We start from the raw sequence: 17,289 nt of genomic DNA on the forward strand, positions 1-17,289 counted from the left end.
GTACGAACGCCACAGCGGCACGCTGCCGAACACGCCCGCGCCGAGCAGCCGCAGCATGCCCCGCCGGAAGCGCTTCACCCGCAGGTCGCCGAGGCCGATCGACTGCTTGCGGGTGAGGCGTCGGTGCCCGGGCGGCATCGGATTGTTGGTCTTATGGCACCGATCCCTCATGCGTAGGAAGCCGAGTCCCGGCCGCGTTGGGTGGGGCGGCCGGGACTCTTCCGCTCGGGCAACGGCGCTGGAACCGAGCGGAGCCAGCAGGGGTGGCAGATGGGTCGCGCCCACTCCCGTCCTGGTCTCTGCTGCTTCTGCGATGTGAGATTTCAGTCCTCTGCGGGCAGCGCTCGGGCGGCGTCTGGGGGGACAGAGACGGAGATCGTGTCGCCGGGCACGGGAAGGCTGAGCGCGGCCGGGTCGGACACGGCGACCCGGAGCCGGATGTCTCCTGTGATCTCAACGACGACGGTGGCGATGTTGCCTTCGTTGACGACCTCGGCCACCTGGCCGGTGATCGATGTTGCCGCGCTCTGCTCGCCCAGGCGGAGTGCCTCCGGCCTGAGCAGGACGCGGACGGAGTCGCCCGCCGTGACCGTCCCGGGATGCAGCGCATGCACGATGTTCGATGTGGGCAACTGGACGGTACATCGGTCGGCTCCGGCTTCCGTACAGATGCCGGGAATCAGGTTGGACTGGCCGACGAATCCGGCAACGAACGCGTTCGCCGGTTCCCGGTAGATCGTGTCCGGCGTGTCGAGCTGGTCGATCCGGCCGGCTCGCATCACCGCGATCCGGTCGCTCATTACCAGCGCCTCGGTCTGATCATGCGTCACGAAGATTGAGGTGACGCCGAGTTCGCGCTGCAGGTGCTTGATTTCCAGGCGGAGCTGCTCGCGCAGCTTGAGGTCCAAGTTGGACAGCGGTTCGTCGAACAACAGCACCTTCGGCTGCACCACGATGGCCCGGGCCAGCGCGACGCGCTGCTGCTGCCCGCCGGAGAGCTGACTGGGCAGGCGATCCTCGTGACCGGCAAGCCCAACACGTTCGAGCGCCTCGGCCACGCGCTTGCAGATCTCCGCCTTGGGGCGCTTGCGCATCTGCAGTCCGTAGCCGACGTTTCGGCCGACGGTCAGGTGAGGGAACAGGGCGTACTGCTGAAAGACCATGGCGGTGTCGCGCCGATTCGGTGGCAGTTGGTGTACGTCCTGCCCGTCGAGCATGATCTGTCCGCTGTCCGGGGTCAGGAAGCCCGCGATCATGTTCAGTGTCGTGGTCTTGCCGCAGCCGGATGGCCCGAGCAGGGTGAGGAACTCGCCGGGGCGTACATCGAGGTCGAGGTTTTCGACGGCTACCGAGGAGCCGAACTGCTTGCGGATGCCGCCCAGGGTGACCGCGTATCCGCCGGCTCTTGCCTGGGTGGCCGGCCGCTTGTCGGTGCTGAGTGCGGTCACTTGGTACCTCCGTGGATGAACTCGGTCAGGTGGGTGAACCGGGATGCGATGCCTGCGATGGCGCAGATGCCGAGGACGCTGGTGACCGCGACGCAGGCCAGGGTGGGCGAGTACTCGTACTCCATGTACTGCAGGAGCTGGATGGGCAGGGTGTTCGCGTCGCGTGTGGTGAGGAACAGGGAGAGTTCGACGTTGTTGAACGACATGATGAAGGCGAAGAGTGCTCCCGCGAACATGCCTGATCGCATGAGCGGCAGGGTGACCGAGGTGAACGCGCGCAGGGGCGTGGCACCGAGATCGCGGGCGGCTCGTTCCCACATGGGGTTGACCCCGAGCAGGCTGACGCCCACGGTGCGCAGGACGAACGGGATGCCGATCACCGTGTGCGTCACCACCAGCAGGGGGGAGCCGATCAGTCCGCGCGCGCTCAGCATCGAGATCAGCTGGACGACGCCGAGGCTGATCACGATCTCCGGTAGCAGCAAGGGGGTGGCTAGGAAGCCCTCCAGCGCGGCGCGGCCACGGCCCCGGCCGCGGGACAGGGCGTACGCAGCGGCTGTGCCCATGACAAGAGCACACAGTGCGGATGCCAGGGCGACTTGGGCAGACAGGGCCATGGGCAGCAGCCACTCGCGGGTGAGTGCGGAGTCCCACCACCGCAGGGAGAGTCCGCTCGGCGGGAAGGCCGGGTAGGTGTCCGGCTGGATGGAGGTCCACACCACGACGACCATCGGCACGGCGATGAAGAGCATGACCAGTGCGAGCAGTACGGAGCGCAGCAGGATCCATGGACGAAAGCGCATGGTCATGGTCAGATCCCCTTTCGTGACTGGTTGCCGGCCCACAGCAGTGCGGACACCGTGATGGCGCTCACCACGAGGATGACCACTGCGACTGCCGCGGCCTGGCCCCATTCGAGGCTGACCACCACGCGGTAGCGGACCAGGGTGGCGAGGGTCTGGACCCGCCCGCCGCCGAGTACGGCGGCCGTGGCGAACGCGCCGAGGCTGATCGCGAAGGTAAGCATAAAACCGGAGATCAAGCCGGGCCGGATCAGTGGCAGCGTGATCCGGAAGAAGGTGCGGACCGGCCCCGCACCGAGGTCGCGGGATGCGCGTTCCAGTGCGGGATCGACGCCCTGCACGCTGGACATCGCGGTGAACACCGCGAACGGCAGGAGCACGTGCACGAGGCCGACGATCACGGCGAACCAGGTCCCGATGAACGCGACGGGTGCGTCGGTCACTCCTGCCCAGAGGAGAATCTTGTTGAGCAGCCCGTCGTCCTGGAGCAGCACCAGCCAGCCGTAGGTACGGACGACGACGCTGGATACCAGGGGCGATACCACGATGAGCAGGACGAGCGTGCGCAGCCGCGAGCGGGACCGGACGAGGAAGTGGGCGACGAGGAGCCCCATGGCCGTACAGGCCAGGCCCACCACGACGGAGGTCCAGATGGTGTCCCAGAGCACCGACCGGAAGTAGCTGTCGCCGAACAGATCGGTGTAGTGCTCGAGGGTGAGATGAGTGGTGACCTTGGCGCCGTCGTAGGTCAGCACGCTGCTGGCGAGGAGGATCATGGTCGGGACGGCGAACACCGCCAGCACCCAGACCGTCGCGGGCAACGTGAGCAACGGCAGCCTGGAACGCTTCCGTGCCGGCGCTGGCACTGGTGGGCGCGGTGGCGAGGCCGTCAGGGAGGTGGTCATCGCACGGCCTCCTGCCACTCCTGCTGCCACTGGGTGCGGTGCTTGTTGACCGTCGCCGCGTCAGCGATCTTGACCTTGGCAAGCTTCTCCGGCGTCGTGATGTGCTTGGCCGCGAAGTCCGCGGGGAAGGTCAGGCCGCTGATGGCGGGCCCGACGTTGTAGGCACGCGCCCAGCGCTCCTGGACCTCTTTGGAAAGCCAGTAGTCGATGAGCTTGTAGGCGTTGTCCTTGTGTTGGGCACCGTCCGGGATACCGAGACCGCCCAGGTGCGCGTATGTGCCTTCACGGGGAACGGTGAAGTCGTAGTTGTTGGTCTTGGCGTAGATCGCGGCGCGGCCGTCGAAGTACGGGAAGGCCGTGGCGGTCTGCTTCGCCATGAACGGCACGGCCTCGGCCGAGGTCGTGGGGGTGCCGAGGGCGTGCTTGGCCATCTCCTCGGTCCGCTTGAAGGCGGGGCTCGTGTTGGTGATGCTCCCGCCGCCTATGTCGGCGAGGTTGAGCAGGGCGTAGACCCCGAGGATGTTGTTCGGGTTGAAGACCAGCGTGCCCTTGCCGTACTTGGCGTCCCACATCACGTCCCAACTGGTGGGCGGCTTCGGGAAGTCGTCGCGGTTGTACATCAGGGAGACCTGCTGGACGTCCTGGATGGCACCGACACCGTAGGTGTGTTCCTGCAGCTTCTGGGGCACATGTGCCATGTTCGGCACCTGCTTCTGGGTCACCGGGGCAAGCAGGTGGTCCTGGTGACCCTGGTCGAGCTCGAAGTAGGTCATCACGCCGAGGTCGAAGCCTGGTTCACCGTTCGCGGCCCGGATGGCGGCGTAGGTCTCCGCTCCCGCTCCCCCGGCTCTGTACTTGACCTGGATGCCGGTCTTCTTCGTGAAGGGCTTCGCGATGTTTTCTGTGAAGAGGGTTGCGTACTCGGCGCCGAAGCCTTGGACGACAACTACGTCCTTTCCACCGGCGCCGGCGTCCGAGCCGGTAGACGTGCAGGCGGCCAGTGACGCTGAGAGCCCGAGCACGAGCGCCACGCTGATGAACTTCTTCATGTCGGCCGCACCTCCAATTGGGAACTAGTGTGGATACATCGATGCCGTATGTGCTTGATTGATCGCTGAACACCAGGAATGGGATACTCATCCCGTTCGCTGGGAGAATGGGAGAACCTTTATCTCCGTTATCCGAGAGGTTGTGTAACGGAGATGTGAGGCAGTGACGGCAACCGTCGTCGGCAGACTGGCCAGAGTCAACGGATTGCGAGGAGAGCTCCCCAACTCCGGCCGGGGAAAGGCGGAGCCGGGGAGCCGATTGTTGAGGCGCGCTACCAGCCGTGTGGGTGACGGTGGTGCTGCGCGTTCAAGAGGGTCAACGCGTGGGCCGCGAAACGATGGCGAGCCGGTTGATCATTCAGGAAGGTTCTTCAGGAGCCGGCCGCGGGCAGCGTTCATGCGTTCCCCGAGTTGCTGGCAGGCGGCTTCTGCCTGCCCTGCCCGAAGCAAGTCGACGAACTTGTGATGATTGGCCATGACGATCTCGTGATCGACATCGCCCGCCGTGATGGCGGCCAAACGAGCCTCCACCATCAGTTGTTTGTGGGCAGTGACCAAGCGTTGCGAGCCGGTCAGGCCGACAACTGCGGTGTGGCAGCGAGCTTCGAGGCGGAGTTGGTTGAGCCGGTCGGCCGATGCGATCGCTGCGTCGAGCGCCTCAAGGCTTTGGTCCAGTTCCTCGCGGGCGGACGGGGCGGCGGTCGCGAACGACCGGGCGCCGGCCGCCTCGAGATGGAACCGCGCGATGTAGATGTCGACCATCTGGTCACGGGTGATGCGGGTGACCGCGAGTGCCACTCCGCGGCCCTGCTTCTGGACGAGGCCGTCGTTCTGCAGCCGCAGCAGCACCTCACGGACCGTCGGCCTGGCGATGCCCAGCCACTCACTGACCTGCGCTTCGGGCAGCGGCGTGCCGGGGGCCAGCGAACCGTCGATGATTTCGGTGCGCAGTTGTTCGACGGCCTGGTCCACCAGGCTCGTCCGCTGCAGTTTCGTTGCCGGTCGCATCAGTGCCCCATCCTAGAGCCCCGCTGCAGCACCTCATGCCGGACTCGACTGCTTTGATCTGGGACCGCCCGACCGACAGCCTCGGCGTACCGCCTGTTTCCGGTCGGCCGGTCGGCCAGCACTGCCCCGCATCGCGCGGTGTCGGCTCTGGTGCTGGTGTACGTGTTCATTACTTTTCCTCTTGTGCCGACAGGTAGGTGCGGGCCGAGCGCCCGGCGACTGCGTCATATCCGTCCTTCTCCGCCCGCGCGATCGCGGCATCGAAGGGACTTGCAGCGAGTGCGGCGAGCCGCTCCTTATTCCAGCGCAGGCCGTCGATGCACTTGTCGGTGAGCACGGACACCACGGAGGCCAGCTCGGTAAGCGCCGGGGAGAGACCAGCGACGACAGCGGGTCCGTGCCCGAAGGTGTCGGGGTCGCCGGAAGCGACGGCCATGCCCACACCCGTGGCGGCCGCTCGGATCGCGAAGGTCGCCTGGATGACCATGGTGGGTACCGCCGGGTTGACCTTGCCCGGCATGATCGACGATCCGGGCTGGAGCTTGGGAAGCGACAGCTCCGACAGTCCACCGTTCGGGCCCGAGCTGAGGATGCGCAGGTCGTGGCACTGCTTGAACAGAATGCTGGCACACCGGGCTGCGGTGTCGGCCAGCGCGGCGTAGCCGTCGGCGTGCACGAACGCATCGATGGGGTTTGCGCTCGGCCGCAGCGGCAGACCCGTGATGTCGGCCAGGTGCTCTACTGCTGAAGCCTTGAATCCCTCCGGCGCTCCCACGCCGGTCCCGAGCACGGTCCCGCCGAGCGGAACCGCCAGCAGCATCTGCGCGGCAGCCTCGAACTGGTCGGCGAAACGCTCAACCGCCGCTGCGTGCGCCTGGTGCGTCGCCGACACCGGGACGACGACGGCGTCCTGCCAGGAGGTGCGCCCCATCCGATCCACTCCGGCGTTCTGCTCGGCCTGCCGGATGAAGCTGCGCGCAAGCTCCCGCAGGGCCGCCGCGACCGCGTACGCCTGGCGCACCAGGAGCACCTTCGTCGCGGTCGGGTAGGTGTCGTTCGAGGACTGAGACCGGTTCACATGATCGTTGGGGTGGATCGTGAGATCCGCGTCGCCCGCAAGGAGTTGGGTCGCCCGCGACGCCAGCACTTCGTTGACGTTCATGTTGGTCGCGGTACCGCCACCAGTGGCGACGAGACGCACCGGGAACTGATCTATCAGGCCACCCTGCGCGACTTCACTCGCCGCCTCTGCGATGACCCTCGCGCGCACCTCGTCCAGGACGCCGAGGTCACTGTTCGCGCGCACCGCAGCCAACTTGACCTCGCCGAATGCGCGGACGAACGCAGGGAGGTCCCGCAGCCGCGGGCCGGAGGCCGGCGAGTTCTGCAGTACCAGCGCAGTCATCGGACCCCACAGCGCGGGGACGGCGGTGTCATTCGACTCAGTCATGCCTTACCTCGATCAATCGGCGGGCTACAAAGAACGTCAAGGGAGCAAAGACGCCCAAATGTTTCAAGTCGGAACAGGTGAATCTTGGCCACCTGCGAGTGACCTTACGACTAAGGAAACCAGGCTGTCTAGGTACTAGGTTGTCTAGTTACTTTGCTGCGGCCTTGGCGGGGTCAGAGTTCGATCACCCGTGTCCGAGGACAGCGGACGCGAGTCGGCACAAAGGCGCCCAAGCAGTGTCGACCGGGCAGGCGGGCGGCATGGACCGGCAGTCACCATGCAGGAAAAAAGGACCAGTTGAGCAATGACCGAGCCGGCGCGACGACGGCGCACCTCGCACTCAGAAGCGGCCTGTACGGTCCGCTCGAGACCGAATGCCGGAACGACCTGCCGACCCCACCCCGGACTCAGGTCCTCCGGTAGCGCCCGCCGGTCGAAGAGGTCAGGCTCCGACCCGGCCAGGGAGTCATGCGAAGCCCTCTTCCGCGCGAAACACGTCCTTGGCAGGTGCGGCGCAACCTCATAGCGGAGGGAGATCCTGACGGTGGAGTTGTCCACCGAGCAGCAGACCGAGATGCGGCGGCAGGCAGGGCGTGATCTGTCGCGTAATGAGCGGCAGCGGGTTAGCTCCGGCGATGCCGGTCACGGGCGGTCGTCGTCGCGGTCTGCCGCGGGGTACAGGAACCGGATCCGCCAAGGGAGCCTGGGTCGAGTCCGTACGTCCCCTTCCGAACCGTGGTCGGAAGATGGAGGCGGAGCCGGGGAGAAGGCGCCGACTTCCTCAGGTCCGGCGCCCAGTGCGCAGATGAGCTATTTGAGGTGGATCCAGTCGCTGGGAAGCGAGTCCCGGCCGGCCATGTCCTCACCGCACGCTCGGTGAAGGGAGGCGCTGGTGGCCCCCGGCGGGCCGGGGAAGACCGATTTTTATCATCGCAATGTAGATTCTGGCGACGCCCTACGGCTCCATCGACCGCCCCATGACGATCTCCCCCGAGCGAGAGCAGGGACCAGAGGTGTACGCGGCTACCCTCGCAAACGGACCTTTGCGCGAGGAAGATCAACAACCGATCGCCGGACCCCGCCGATCCCCGATCGATCCTCAGACCCCGTTCTCACTCAGAAGCAGGACAGGTCCCCTTCCCGGGCCCATGACGGACCCTCAGCAGCCCTCCCCTGCCGAACCGGTCGGACATCGACGACGTCGAACAGCACGCCTGACCCGTTCCTTCCACTTCGGCCCCCTGATCGCCCAGGAAGCCAACCGGCTGCCCCATCCGCCTCCCCCTCGCACGCGAACACGGCCGCTCGCGCGGCGGCGCGATCGCCTCCGCTTACCACACCCGCCGCTTCACCAAGGTGCCACGGCTCGCGAAGCTGCTGCGCGTGCCGACCCCCGCCGGCTGCGGCCCCGGCCGACCATGGTGGCCCGGCACCCCCCGACGCCATCCTCACCGCCGTCGACCAACTCACCAGCGAGGATCACGCCGACGTCACCGTCACCACCGCCCACACCGCCAAAGGCCGCGAATGGCCCACCGTCCAAATCGGCGACGACTTCCCTCCACCAAAGGACACCGACCAGCGCGACCCAAGGACGCCCCATCCCGGAACCCGTCAACGACACCGACGCCCGCCTCGCCTACGTCGCCGTCACCCGCGCCCGCCACCGACTCGACCTCGGCGGCCTCACGTGGATCAATACCTACTCCACTGGCTGAACTCAGCTTGCGGCCTCGGGCGCGAGTGGGTTCGAAGTGAGCTGTCCGGTGAGGGCGAGGCAGGCGCGTGACGCACCCTGCGCAGGCGGCACCGGCCCGGTGCGGCGCGGAATATCGTGGCCCCGGCGGGCGTCTTAGTGTGGTTGGCCTTCACCTTCGAGGCCGTCCCTGATCCCAGGCCGCCTGATCCGGAGGCCGCTCACGGGGCGGCCCCTTCGCGAGAACCGAAAGCAGAGAACGCATGCGTGCCACCGTCATCCACGGCCCGAACGACGTCCGAGTCGAGGAGGTCCCCGACGCCGCGCTGCGGCGTCCCGCCGACGCGGTGGTGCGGACCGTACTCGCCTGCGTGTGCGGCAGCGACCTGTGGGCCTACCGCGGCGTGGCCGCCCGGGAGAAGGGTCAGCGGATCGGGCACGAGTTCCTGGGCGTGGTCGAGGAAGTCGGCTCCGAGGTGCGCGACTTCCGGCCAGGCGACCTGGTGGTTGCGCCGTTCGTGTGGTCGGACGGCGTGTGCGAGTTCTGCGCCGAGGGCCTGCACACCTCCTGCCCGCGCGGCGGGTTCTGGGGTGAGCCGGGTTCGGACGGCGGGCAGGGCGAGGCGGTCCGGGTTCCGTTCGCCGACGGCACGCTGGTCAAGCTGCCCGCGGAGGTCCGCTCGGACGAGCGGCTGCTGACGGCCGTGCTGGCGCTGTCCGACGTCATGTCCACCGGGCACCATGCGGCCATGTCCGCGGGCGTCCGGCCGGGCGCGACGGTCGCCGTAGTCGGCGACGGCGCGGTCGGCCTGTGCGGCGTGCTGGCCGCGCGCCGGCTCGGCGCGGAGCGGATCATCGCGCTGGGGCGGCACGAGTCGCGGACCGCGATCGCGCGCACCTTCGGCGCGACCGACGTCGTCCCGGCCCGCGGTGCGGAGGCCGTGGCGGCGGTCAAGGAGCTGACCGGCGGCTCGGGCGCGCACGCGGTCCTGGAGGCGGTCGGCACCGAGGAGTCGATGCGCACCGCGATCTCCATCACCCGCGACGGCGGCTCCGTCGGCTACGTCGGCGTGCCGCACGGCGGCAGCGCGGGCGTGGACATCCGGCAGATGTTCAACCGCAATGTCGCGGTGCGGGGCGGGGTGGCGCCGGCGCGCCACTACATTCCCGCGCTGTTGGCGGACGTGCTGGGCGGGGTCATCGACCCGTCGCCGGTGTTCGACAGGACGGTCGAGCTGGCGGGAGTGCCGGAGGGTTACAAGGCGATGGACGCGCGCGAGGCGCTCAAGGTCAAGATCACCTTCTAGATGATCGATTCCAAGAGGTCAGTGGTCCCTACCTTGTTGATCGGGATGAGCGAGCCATTCGTAGGGTTGGCTCACCCAGGGGTGTCGGGTGTGGCTTTCAGTGGTCTGCCGTCCGTGGCTTCTTACGATTCGCCGCCCGACACCCCCCGACGACTCGGCTGCTGATTAGGAATTGCGATTCGATCGCTGAGTAGGGACTCGCCAGCGAGGTCGTCTGTGGTGCAGGTAAGCAAGCGACCCGTGGAGAGCGCGTGACAGCGATCTGGGCCGGCATCGATGCCGGTAGGACCCATCACCACTGCGTGATAATCGACGACACCGGCAAGCGGCTGCTGTCGCGGCGAGTGCCCAACGACGAGACGGAGTTGCTGAAGCTTCTGGCCGACGTACTCGCTCTGGGCGATGAGGTCACCTGGGGCATCGACCTGGCCGACGGCGGCGCCGCCCTGCTGATCGATCTGCTGCTCAACCACGGACAGCACACGCTCTACATCCCCGGCCGAGCCGTCAGCCGCGCCTCCGAGGGCTACCGGGGCGAAGGCAAGACCGACGCCAAGGACGCCGCGATCATCGCCGACCAGGCCCGGATCCGCCGGGACCTGCAACCCTTGCGGCCCGGTGACGAACTGGTCGCCGAGATCAAGGTCCACACCGGCCATCGCCGCGACCTTGCCGACGACCGCACCCGCGTGATCAACCGGCTCCACAATCACCTCACCAGCATCTTTCCCGCTCTGGACCGGGCTCTGGACCTCACGAATACCGGCCCGCTGATCCTGCTGACCGGCTACCAGACCCCAGCCGCCATCCGCAGGACCGGGGCTCGGAGGCTGGAGACCTGGCTGCGCAACCGCAAGGTCCGCGGTGCTGTCCAGCTCGCCGAGAAGGCCCTGGCGGCCGCCGAGAGCCAGCACGCCAGCGTGACCGGGGAGAAGCCGACGGCCCAACTCGTGCACACGCTCGCCAAGGAGGTGATGCGCCTCAACGAGCAGATCGCCGAGACCGACAAGCTCATCGAGGCCCGGTTTCGCGAGCACAAACACGCCGAGGTGATCGCGAGCATGCCCGGCATCGGGTCGCTGCTCGGCGCCGAGTTCCTCGCCGCCACCGGCGGCGACATGACGGCCTTCGACAGCTCGGACCGCCTCGCCGGGTTCGCCGGCGTCGCACCGGCTCCGCGCGACTCGGGCAAGATCAGCGGAAACCTGCACCGGCCCAGACGTTACAGCCGGCGACTCCAGCGTCTTCTATACCTCCGCGCTGATCAGCATCCGCTGCTGTGACGAGTCCCGCCACTTCTACGACCGCAAACGCGCTGAAGGCAAGCGGCACACCCAGGCGGTCCTCGCCCTCGCCCGTCGGCGGGTCAATGTCCTGTGGGCCCTGTTGCGCGACGGACGGTGCTACGAACCCATACCCCCCGTCACGAACGCCGCTTGACAAAGAGATTAGGAATCGTAGGCGGTCAGTGAGCGTAGTACGGGCTGGCTGGTGTGGTCGTTGTGCCAGATCGCGGCCGTCAGCGCGAGGATGCGCTGCATGACGCGGGCGATGACACCGCCCGGTGTGCGGCCTCGGTGCTGTTCGAGGTCAAGCTGGCCCTTGAAGGTCTCGTTGACCGACTCGATGACCTGCCGCAACGGCTTGAACAGGGGTGCCCCGGCCCGCTCCGGCTCGTCCTTGCGGGCCGGCCGCAGCAGCCGGATGTCCTGCTCGGCCAACTGGTCCTCGAAGGCGCGGCCGAAGTAGTTCTTGTCGCCGATCAGCGTCTGCCCGGCCCGGGCGGCGACCAGTTCCGGTTCGGCGGCGAGCAGGTCCAGCAGGGTCTCGCGTTCGTCGGCCTTGGCCCCGGTCAGGGCGAAGGCGATGGGCAGGCCCTGCAGGGTGCACACCAGGTGCAGGCGCAGGCCCCAGAAGAAGCGGCTGTGGCTGGCGCAGTAGCCGTACTCGGCCCATCCGGCCAGGTCGGAGCGCTTGACGGTCTCGCGGGAGCGTCCGCACTCCACCGGCGTGGAGTCCACGATCCACACGTCATCACTCCATACAGAGGTGTCGGTTGCCAGCAGCCGGGTCACCCGCCGCAGCAGCTCGGTGGCCTTGCGCAAGCGCTTGTTGTAGCCGGGCTGCTGGGGCAGGTAGGGGAAGAGGTGCCGCAGGTGGGCGCGGGCGTGGCGAAGCCACTTGGCCTCGGAGGTGAAGCCCAGCATGGCCTGCATCATCGCGAGCGTGACCAGCTCGGCATCGGTCAGTTGCGCGGCGATCCCGACCGACGGACGCCAGGGCGCCAGGTGCGGTGAGTCCTTCAGCAGGTCGTCGGTCTTCACATAGAGTGCGGTGGCGAGGGAGTCCAACTCTGTCTTCACACACTGACGTTGGACTCCCTCCTTCCAACCCCGCGGGTGATTCTCTGGAACGGCTCAGCAGGTGGAGACAGGTGGCCCCTGCGGAATCAGGCGCCCACGGTCCCGTCGACACCTTCACGCAGAAAGTCCGCGTGCCCGTTGTGGCGGCCGTACTCCAGGAGCACGTGCACCATCACCATCCGCAGCGATACCTCCTCGCCCCATCGTGGCTGATACCCAGCCTGGTCCAGGGACTTGGCCTCCCGCTCGATACGGCGCGAGGTCTCCACCTCGGCCTCCCAGGCTACGAACGCCTCGTCTCTGGTCGACGCACTCGCGTCGTACGCCGCCTGGAAGTCGATCTTGTCGGACCAGACCATGGGCGCGTCGTGGTCCTCGAACACTCGACGGAACCAGGCACGCTCCACCTCCGCCATGTGCCGCACCAGACCGAGCAGCGAAAGCGTGGACGGCGGCATCGACTGCTGCCGCAGCTCCTCGTCGGTGAGCCCTTCGCACTTCATGGCGAGGGTGGCGCGGTTGTAGTCGAGGAAAGCCCGCAGCATGTCGCGTTCGCTGCCAAAGCTGGGCGGTCCTATGCGGTTGTCGCTGGTCACTGGTTGTGCTCCTCGTCCGTGCCTGCGTTGAGGGCCAGTATCTACTCCCGTCGACTGTCCCAGAGGAGGGCCGTCAACCGGACCTGGTTGTTCCCACGGAGATCGCCGAACACAGGAACCGGAAAGGCTCATTGGACCCCGCAGCCGCAACTACCCCTTGGAATCGATCATCTAGCCGCGGGTCGCTGCGCGCCGCCTGCCAGCGGCGGGCAGTACATCGCTGCCGCCCGCAGCGTCGACGAGCAGGTCACAAGCTCATGTGATTCATCATCACGCCCTGCTGCTGCGGCGGATCGTGGACGGCATCTGCTCCGACGTCTCCGTCGGCCTCGACGCTCTCGACCGCGTCGCTGCCTTCGCCCGTGCCGGGCCAACCGCTTTCCCACCCGCGGCCCGCTGGCCGGAAGGCGACGAACGGCCGCCACTCCACTGACTGCTGCCGCGCCGTCCCGATCACCGTGACCACGCTGAAGCTGCTCCAGCAGTACGGCCCGCTCGCCCGGTGCGGTGGTGCTTCCGGCGCTCCGGCCGCGAGACCCTCCACCGGGCCCTGGCCAACCCCGACGACCTCGACACCTGCCAGCGCGAGCGCCGCGCCCGGGAGAAGGCGGCCAAGCGCGCCGAGCAGGAAGCCGTGCGCGAGGCGTCACGCTGCCCGGTGTGCCGCCTCGCCCAGGGCGAGTATCAGAAGCGGAGCGGCGCCAGCAGTGGCACACCCCTGCAAGCCCGGTCGCCGCGACCGGGGAAGGAACCGGAGGTCGCCCGGACGGTGGAGACCGGGTTCGTGGGACGTGGCAGCAGCAGGACCGGCTGGCTGCGGCCTCGACCGCCGACGCCGGTGGAATCGGGGGCTCAGAAACACGCGGGTCCCTCATCGGCCGCGACGACGAGTGCGGGTGCCTCGCCGGGGTTTGAACCAACGTGATCCTCGCCCTGGGCCTCGGGGACTTCAGCCTGATCCCCGAGCCCAGCGGCGCGCAACGCATCATCGACCGGCGGCGCCTGCTTCCGCAGCGACGTGTGCGATCGGGCGTCCGGCGTCAACCCGCAGGCCCCAAGCGCAGACGTCCTTCGGGGGTCAGCGGTGCGTTCCGATGTGCCCTGCTGGTGGCGCTCCTGGACTCGGGGGCCGCGTTCATCGGGAGCCCTGGGATCTCAGGACTCCCGCGTGTGCGGCTGTGCGTGGCGTCAGCGTGCGAACTTTTCGATGGCCGCTGGGGTGACGGGGGTGAAGAAGTTGACGAGGTTGCCATCGGGGTCGCGGAACAGCAGCGACCGGTTGCCCCAGGGCATCGTGGTGGGCTCGTTGACGAAGTCGGTGACGAAGCCGGTCAGGTTCTGGTGAACGCGGTCCACGTCGTCGACGAGGAACTCGGTGATCACGCTGTGGTTTTCCGCCGGGCGGGCAGAGCCCGGGGCGAACAGCAGGACGGTGCGGGTGCCGGCGATCGCGAGGGTGGCGCCACCGGTGTTGAGTTCGGCGAAGTCTTCGGTGGCCCACGTCGCCCGCGCCCCTGTGGCTCGCTCGTAGAACTCGACGAGGCGCGCTACGTCGCTGGTGATGATGCGGATCGAGACGAAGTTCATGGGGATCTCCTTGGCTGTGCTGGAGGTATGCACGTCGCAGGCTAGGAGAAATAGTGGACAGAATCGGTCCTGTATTCGCGTTAGGCTGCGAACATGCCTCGACCCACCGGCCGCGTGCTGACACTCCTGGAGCTGCTGCAGTCGGGCGGAACCCGGACGGTGGCCGAACTCGCCGACCGGCTCGGCGTCGAAGGGCGCACCGTGCGGCGGTATGTGGACCAGCTGATCGACCTCGATGTGCCCGTGGAATCGGTGCGCGGCCGCTACGGCGGGTACCGGCTCGCCCCCGGGTACCGCTTGCCTCCGCTCATGCTCAGCGACGACGAGGCGCTGGCCGTGCTGCTCGGCCTGGTCGCCGGCCGTCGAGCAGGGTTGACGACGACGGAGCACACGGCAAGCGAGACGGCATCGGCGAAGATCCGGAGGGTGCTGCCCAAGCACATCGCCCGTCGGCTCGACACACTCCTGGAAGCTCTCGCCTTCACGGATCAGCCCGGCGAGTTCGACACCCCGAACGCTGAGGTCCTGCTCACCATCGCCGATGCGGTGCGCCACCGCCGACCGGTCTCGATCCGCTACACCGACCGCGACGGACGGCGCAGCGACCGCACGCTGCACGCGTACGGGATCGTCGCCCATGCGGGCCGGTGGTACGTCACGGGCAAGGACGCCCAGATCGGCGAGGACCGAACCTTCCGGCTCGATCGCATCGCAGACGCGAGGACCCTGCCCGGCTCATTCGAAGCGCCCGTGGGTCCCGGTCCGGCACAGCGTGTGTTGTCAGGGTTCGCCACGGCCGAGTACCGGCATGAGGTGACCTTGCGGATCCACGGGACGGTTGGGCAGATCCGCGCCCACCTACCCGCCAGCGTGGCGAGCCTGGAGGAGTACGCGCCCGTGGCAGGCGAGGACCGGGCGACCGAGCGCTGGCTGCGCGTCGAGTTGCGGGTGGAGCGGCTCGACTGGTTGCCTCCGGTACTCGCCTCACTCGACCGGCCGTTCGTCATCGAGCGCCCCGATGAACTGCGCGACCTCGTCATCGCGCTCGCCGATCGCCTCACGTCCTACGCCCGCCAAGCCTGACAGCGAGGAACCAATGTCATGAGACGACACACCTAACCTCGCGCTTTCATGAAGCGGGCTGTCCGACAGGCGGTCAGGTAAGCGAAAAGTGCCTCTGACCAGCGAGAATGAGGATTGCTGAGGTCCTTGTTCCCGCCCCTGTCGGAGGCACTTTCCAGGTGAAGCAGCCTACCGGGTCCTACCCCCATGTCCGTGTCCGGGACGACGGCCGAGCCGTGGTCTCGCAGGCCGGTTCGGTCCTGCTGGTTGAAACGGTCCGCAAGATCGGCCTTGACCAGGCCATCTCCGCAGCGCTCGCCCCCTGGCGCAAACCGCGGGGCCGTCCACGACCCGGGCAAGGTCCTCCTGGACCTCGCGCTGGCGGTCGCGCTCGGCGGAGACTGCCTCGCCGACGTCGTACTGCTGCGGTCCGAGCCGGCCGTGTTCGGACCGGTGGCCTCCGACCCGACGGTCTCCCGCCTGATCGACACCCTCGCCACCGCCGGTGGGAAGGCACTGACCGCGATCCGCGCGGCTCGGGCCGAAGTCCGCAGCCGTGTCTGGAAGTTGGCTGCAGGTCGGGCTCCGGACGCCGACGGGCGGGTGACCGTGGACCTGGACGGAGTGCTGGTCGTCGCGCACTCGGACAAGCAGGACGCCGCCCCGACCTGGAAGAAGACCTACGGCCACCACCCGCTGATGGGGTTCGTCGACCACGGACCGGGCGGAACCGGCGAGGCTGTCGCGGCCCTGTTGAGGCCGGGCAACGCGGGCTCGAACACGGCCGCCGACCACATCAGTGCCGCCCGCCTCGCCCTGGCCCAGCTGCCGAAGAAGTACCGGCGCGGGCGGCAGACCCTCATCCGCTGCGATTCCGCAGGCGGCACTCACGAGTTCGTCGCCTGGCTCGCCCAGCGCGGGCGCTGGCTGTCCTACTCGGTCGGCATGGTGATACCGAGGCCATCCACCAGCACGTCCTCAAGGTCCCGGCATCGGCCTGGACCCCGGCCGTCGAGACGGACGGCGAGGTCCGCGACGGCGCCTGGGTCGCCGAACTCGTTGGCGACGTCCTGGACGGCTGGCCCAAGGGCATGCGGCTGATCGTCCGCAAGGAACGGCCCCACCCCGGTGCCCAGTTGAGATTCACGGATGCGGACGGCATGCGGATCACCTGCTTCGCCACGAACACCCCCGACCGGCCGATCGCCGAGCTCGAGCTCCGCCACCGGCTGCGGGCCCGCGCGGAGGACCGCATCCGGGCCGCGCGTTCGACCGGCCTGCGCAACCTTCCTCTGCACGACACCGCGCAGAACGGCATCTGGCTGGAGATCGTCCAGATCGCTCTCGACCTGCTGGCCTGGATGCCCATGCTCGCCCTGACTGGCCAGGCAAGGCTCTGGGAACCGCGCCGCCTGCGGTTCCGCCTGTTCTCCGCGGCCGGCCAGCTCGTCACCACCGGCCGACGCCTCATCCTCCGCATCGCCCGCCACTGGCCCTGGACCCACGAGATCACAGGCGCCCTCGAACGGCTCACCCTCCTGCCGAATCCCGGCTGACCAGCGGATTTGCCTGTCCCTACGAAAAGAGGGCCCAGCCCGGAGCAGTGGAACCCGGCGCCCACCCGACGCGACACTCGGGCCGCCAGCATGCCCACCATCAGCCACAGAAAGCGAAACGTCCACTGACTCCGTCGGCGGACCGTCATGCAAGATCGAGGCTAATGGGCAGTGATGCGGAGCACCGCCAGGCCCATCCCGGCCCATCGAGGCCCTGAAAGAGACTGCGGGCCCCGCGTCGCTCTTTGGGGAGCCGTCGTGTGAACTCGGCGAAAGGCCCAGAAGTCTTCCTCATCCCTGGACATGGCCTCGAATGGGCCGGGCGCTTACAGCGCCTCGGTGGCTTTCTCCGGGGGTCTTCTCCGCAGGGTTCCTTGCATGATCGAGGTCTGTCCGGGTTCATCCGGTGAGGCCGAGGGCTGTCAGGGGTCTGCGACAGTCGCGGGCGGTGTGGCGTAG

The 17,289-nt window shown here is 68.0% G+C and carries 12 protein-coding genes and 3 pseudogenes; 4 read left to right on the plus strand and 11 right to left on the minus strand.

From position 1 onward, the window contains the following. The 7 genes and pseudogenes from ACWC91_RS40490 to ACWC91_RS40520 form a co-directional block, all read right to left on the minus strand. A pseudogene (locus tag ACWC91_RS40490) lies at positions 1-114 on the minus strand (alpha/beta fold hydrolase); the annotation flags it as partial. Positions 115-323: 209 nt separating this feature from the next. Then, complete coding sequence (locus ACWC91_RS40495) at positions 324-1,448, minus strand: ABC transporter ATP-binding protein (RefSeq protein WP_281157273.1); 1,125 nt, start codon at positions 1,446-1,448, stop codon at positions 324-326. Continuing rightward, entirely contained in the window at positions 1,445-2,257 is an 813-nt protein-coding gene (locus ACWC91_RS40500; RefSeq protein ID WP_281157272.1) for an ABC transporter permease, read from the minus strand. Before ACWC91_RS40500 ends, ACWC91_RS40495 begins: the two co-directional genes overlap by 4 nt. Before the next feature lie 2 nt (positions 2,258-2,259). Next, positions 2,260-3,072 carry an ABC transporter permease gene (locus tag ACWC91_RS40505; protein ID WP_383062434.1) on the minus strand — a complete coding sequence of 271 codons (813 nt, stop codon included), beginning with the start codon at positions 3,070-3,072 and terminating at the stop codon, positions 2,260-2,262. A gap of 80 nt (positions 3,073-3,152) precedes the next feature. Then, positions 3,153-4,205 (minus strand): ABC transporter substrate-binding protein, encoded by a 1,053-nt coding sequence (locus ACWC91_RS40510; RefSeq protein WP_281157270.1) that lies wholly within the window; start codon positions 4,203-4,205, stop codon positions 3,153-3,155. Between the two features lie 354 nt (positions 4,206-4,559). Beyond that, the gene (locus ACWC91_RS40515; RefSeq protein WP_281157269.1) at positions 4,560-5,177 is read right to left on the minus strand and encodes a GntR family transcriptional regulator; all 618 of its coding nucleotides are present in this window, start codon (positions 5,175-5,177) and stop codon (positions 4,560-4,562) included. A gap of 205 nt (positions 5,178-5,382) precedes the next feature. Beyond that, on the minus strand, positions 5,383-6,663 hold the full coding sequence (locus tag ACWC91_RS40520) for a lyase family protein (protein ID WP_281157267.1): 1,281 nt from the start codon (positions 6,661-6,663) through the stop codon (positions 5,383-5,385). Positions 6,664-8,622: 1,959 nt separating this feature from the next. On the opposite strand from ACWC91_RS40520, the gene ACWC91_RS40525 reads away from it, so the two are divergent. Beyond that, positions 8,623-9,666 carry a zinc-dependent alcohol dehydrogenase family protein gene (locus ACWC91_RS40525; protein ID WP_141367975.1) on the plus strand — a complete coding sequence of 348 codons (1,044 nt, stop codon included), beginning with the start codon at positions 8,623-8,625 and terminating at the stop codon, positions 9,664-9,666. A gap of 251 nt (positions 9,667-9,917) precedes the next feature. Then, positions 9,918-11,106: pseudogene (locus ACWC91_RS40530) on the plus strand (IS110 family transposase). Positions 11,107-11,114: 8 nt separating this feature from the next. On the opposite strand, the gene ACWC91_RS40535 reads toward ACWC91_RS40530, so the two are convergent. The 4 genes from ACWC91_RS40535 to ACWC91_RS40550 form a co-directional block, all read right to left on the minus strand. After that, positions 11,115-12,029 carry an IS982 family transposase gene (locus tag ACWC91_RS40535; protein WP_450641058.1) on the minus strand — a complete coding sequence of 305 codons (915 nt, stop codon included), beginning with the start codon at positions 12,027-12,029 and terminating at the stop codon, positions 11,115-11,117. An 86-nt stretch (positions 12,030-12,115) separates the two neighbouring features. Further along, complete coding sequence (locus ACWC91_RS40540; RefSeq protein ID WP_100567470.1) at positions 12,116-12,625, minus strand: DinB family protein; 510 nt, start codon at positions 12,623-12,625, stop codon at positions 12,116-12,118. Positions 12,626-12,872: 247 nt separating this feature from the next. After that, positions 12,873-13,091, minus strand: a complete 219-nt coding sequence (locus tag ACWC91_RS40545) for a hypothetical protein (RefSeq protein WP_281157263.1) — start codon at positions 13,089-13,091, stop codon at positions 12,873-12,875. Positions 13,092-13,813: 722 nt separating this feature from the next. Then, a complete protein-coding gene (locus ACWC91_RS40550) occupies positions 13,814-14,212 on the minus strand; it encodes a VOC family protein (protein WP_450641057.1) in 399 nt (132 codons plus the stop codon). 93 nt (positions 14,213-14,305) lie between these two features. Between ACWC91_RS40550 and ACWC91_RS40555 the strand changes: the two genes are divergently transcribed. Together ACWC91_RS40555 and ACWC91_RS40560 are read left to right on the plus strand one after the other, a co-directional pair. Then, the gene (locus ACWC91_RS40555; protein WP_450641055.1) at positions 14,306-15,295 is read left to right on the plus strand and encodes a helix-turn-helix transcriptional regulator; all 990 of its coding nucleotides are present in this window, start codon (positions 14,306-14,308) and stop codon (positions 15,293-15,295) included. 158 nt (positions 15,296-15,453) lie between these two features. Then, positions 15,454-16,830: pseudogene (locus tag ACWC91_RS40560) on the plus strand (IS1380 family transposase). The last annotated feature ends 459 nt before the right edge of the window (positions 16,831-17,289 follow it).

The sequence above is a fragment of the Streptomyces sp. NPDC001204 genome (genome assembly GCF_053598035.1).

Excerpts from the sequence above, each read along its gene's own strand:
- ACWC91_RS40500 (WP_281157272.1), bottom strand. The coding sequence starts at position 2,257 with ATGACCATGCGCTTTCGTCCATGGATCCTGCTGCGCTCCGTACTGCTC.
- ACWC91_RS40510 (WP_281157270.1), bottom strand. The coding sequence starts at position 4,205 with ATGAAGAAGTTCATCAGCGTGGCGCTCGTGCTCGGGCTCTCAGCGTCA.
- ACWC91_RS40520 (WP_281157267.1), bottom strand. The coding sequence starts at position 6,663 with ATGACTGAGTCGAATGACACCGCCGTCCCCGCGCTGTGGGGTCCGATG.
- ACWC91_RS40525 (WP_141367975.1), top strand. The coding sequence starts at position 8,623 with ATGCGTGCCACCGTCATCCACGGCCCGAACGACGTCCGAGTCGAGGAG.
- ACWC91_RS40550 (WP_450641057.1), bottom strand. The coding sequence starts at position 14,212 with ATGAACTTCGTCTCGATCCGCATCATCACCAGCGACGTAGCGCGCCTC.
- ACWC91_RS40555 (WP_450641055.1), top strand. The coding sequence starts at position 14,306 with ATGCCTCGACCCACCGGCCGCGTGCTGACACTCCTGGAGCTGCTGCAG.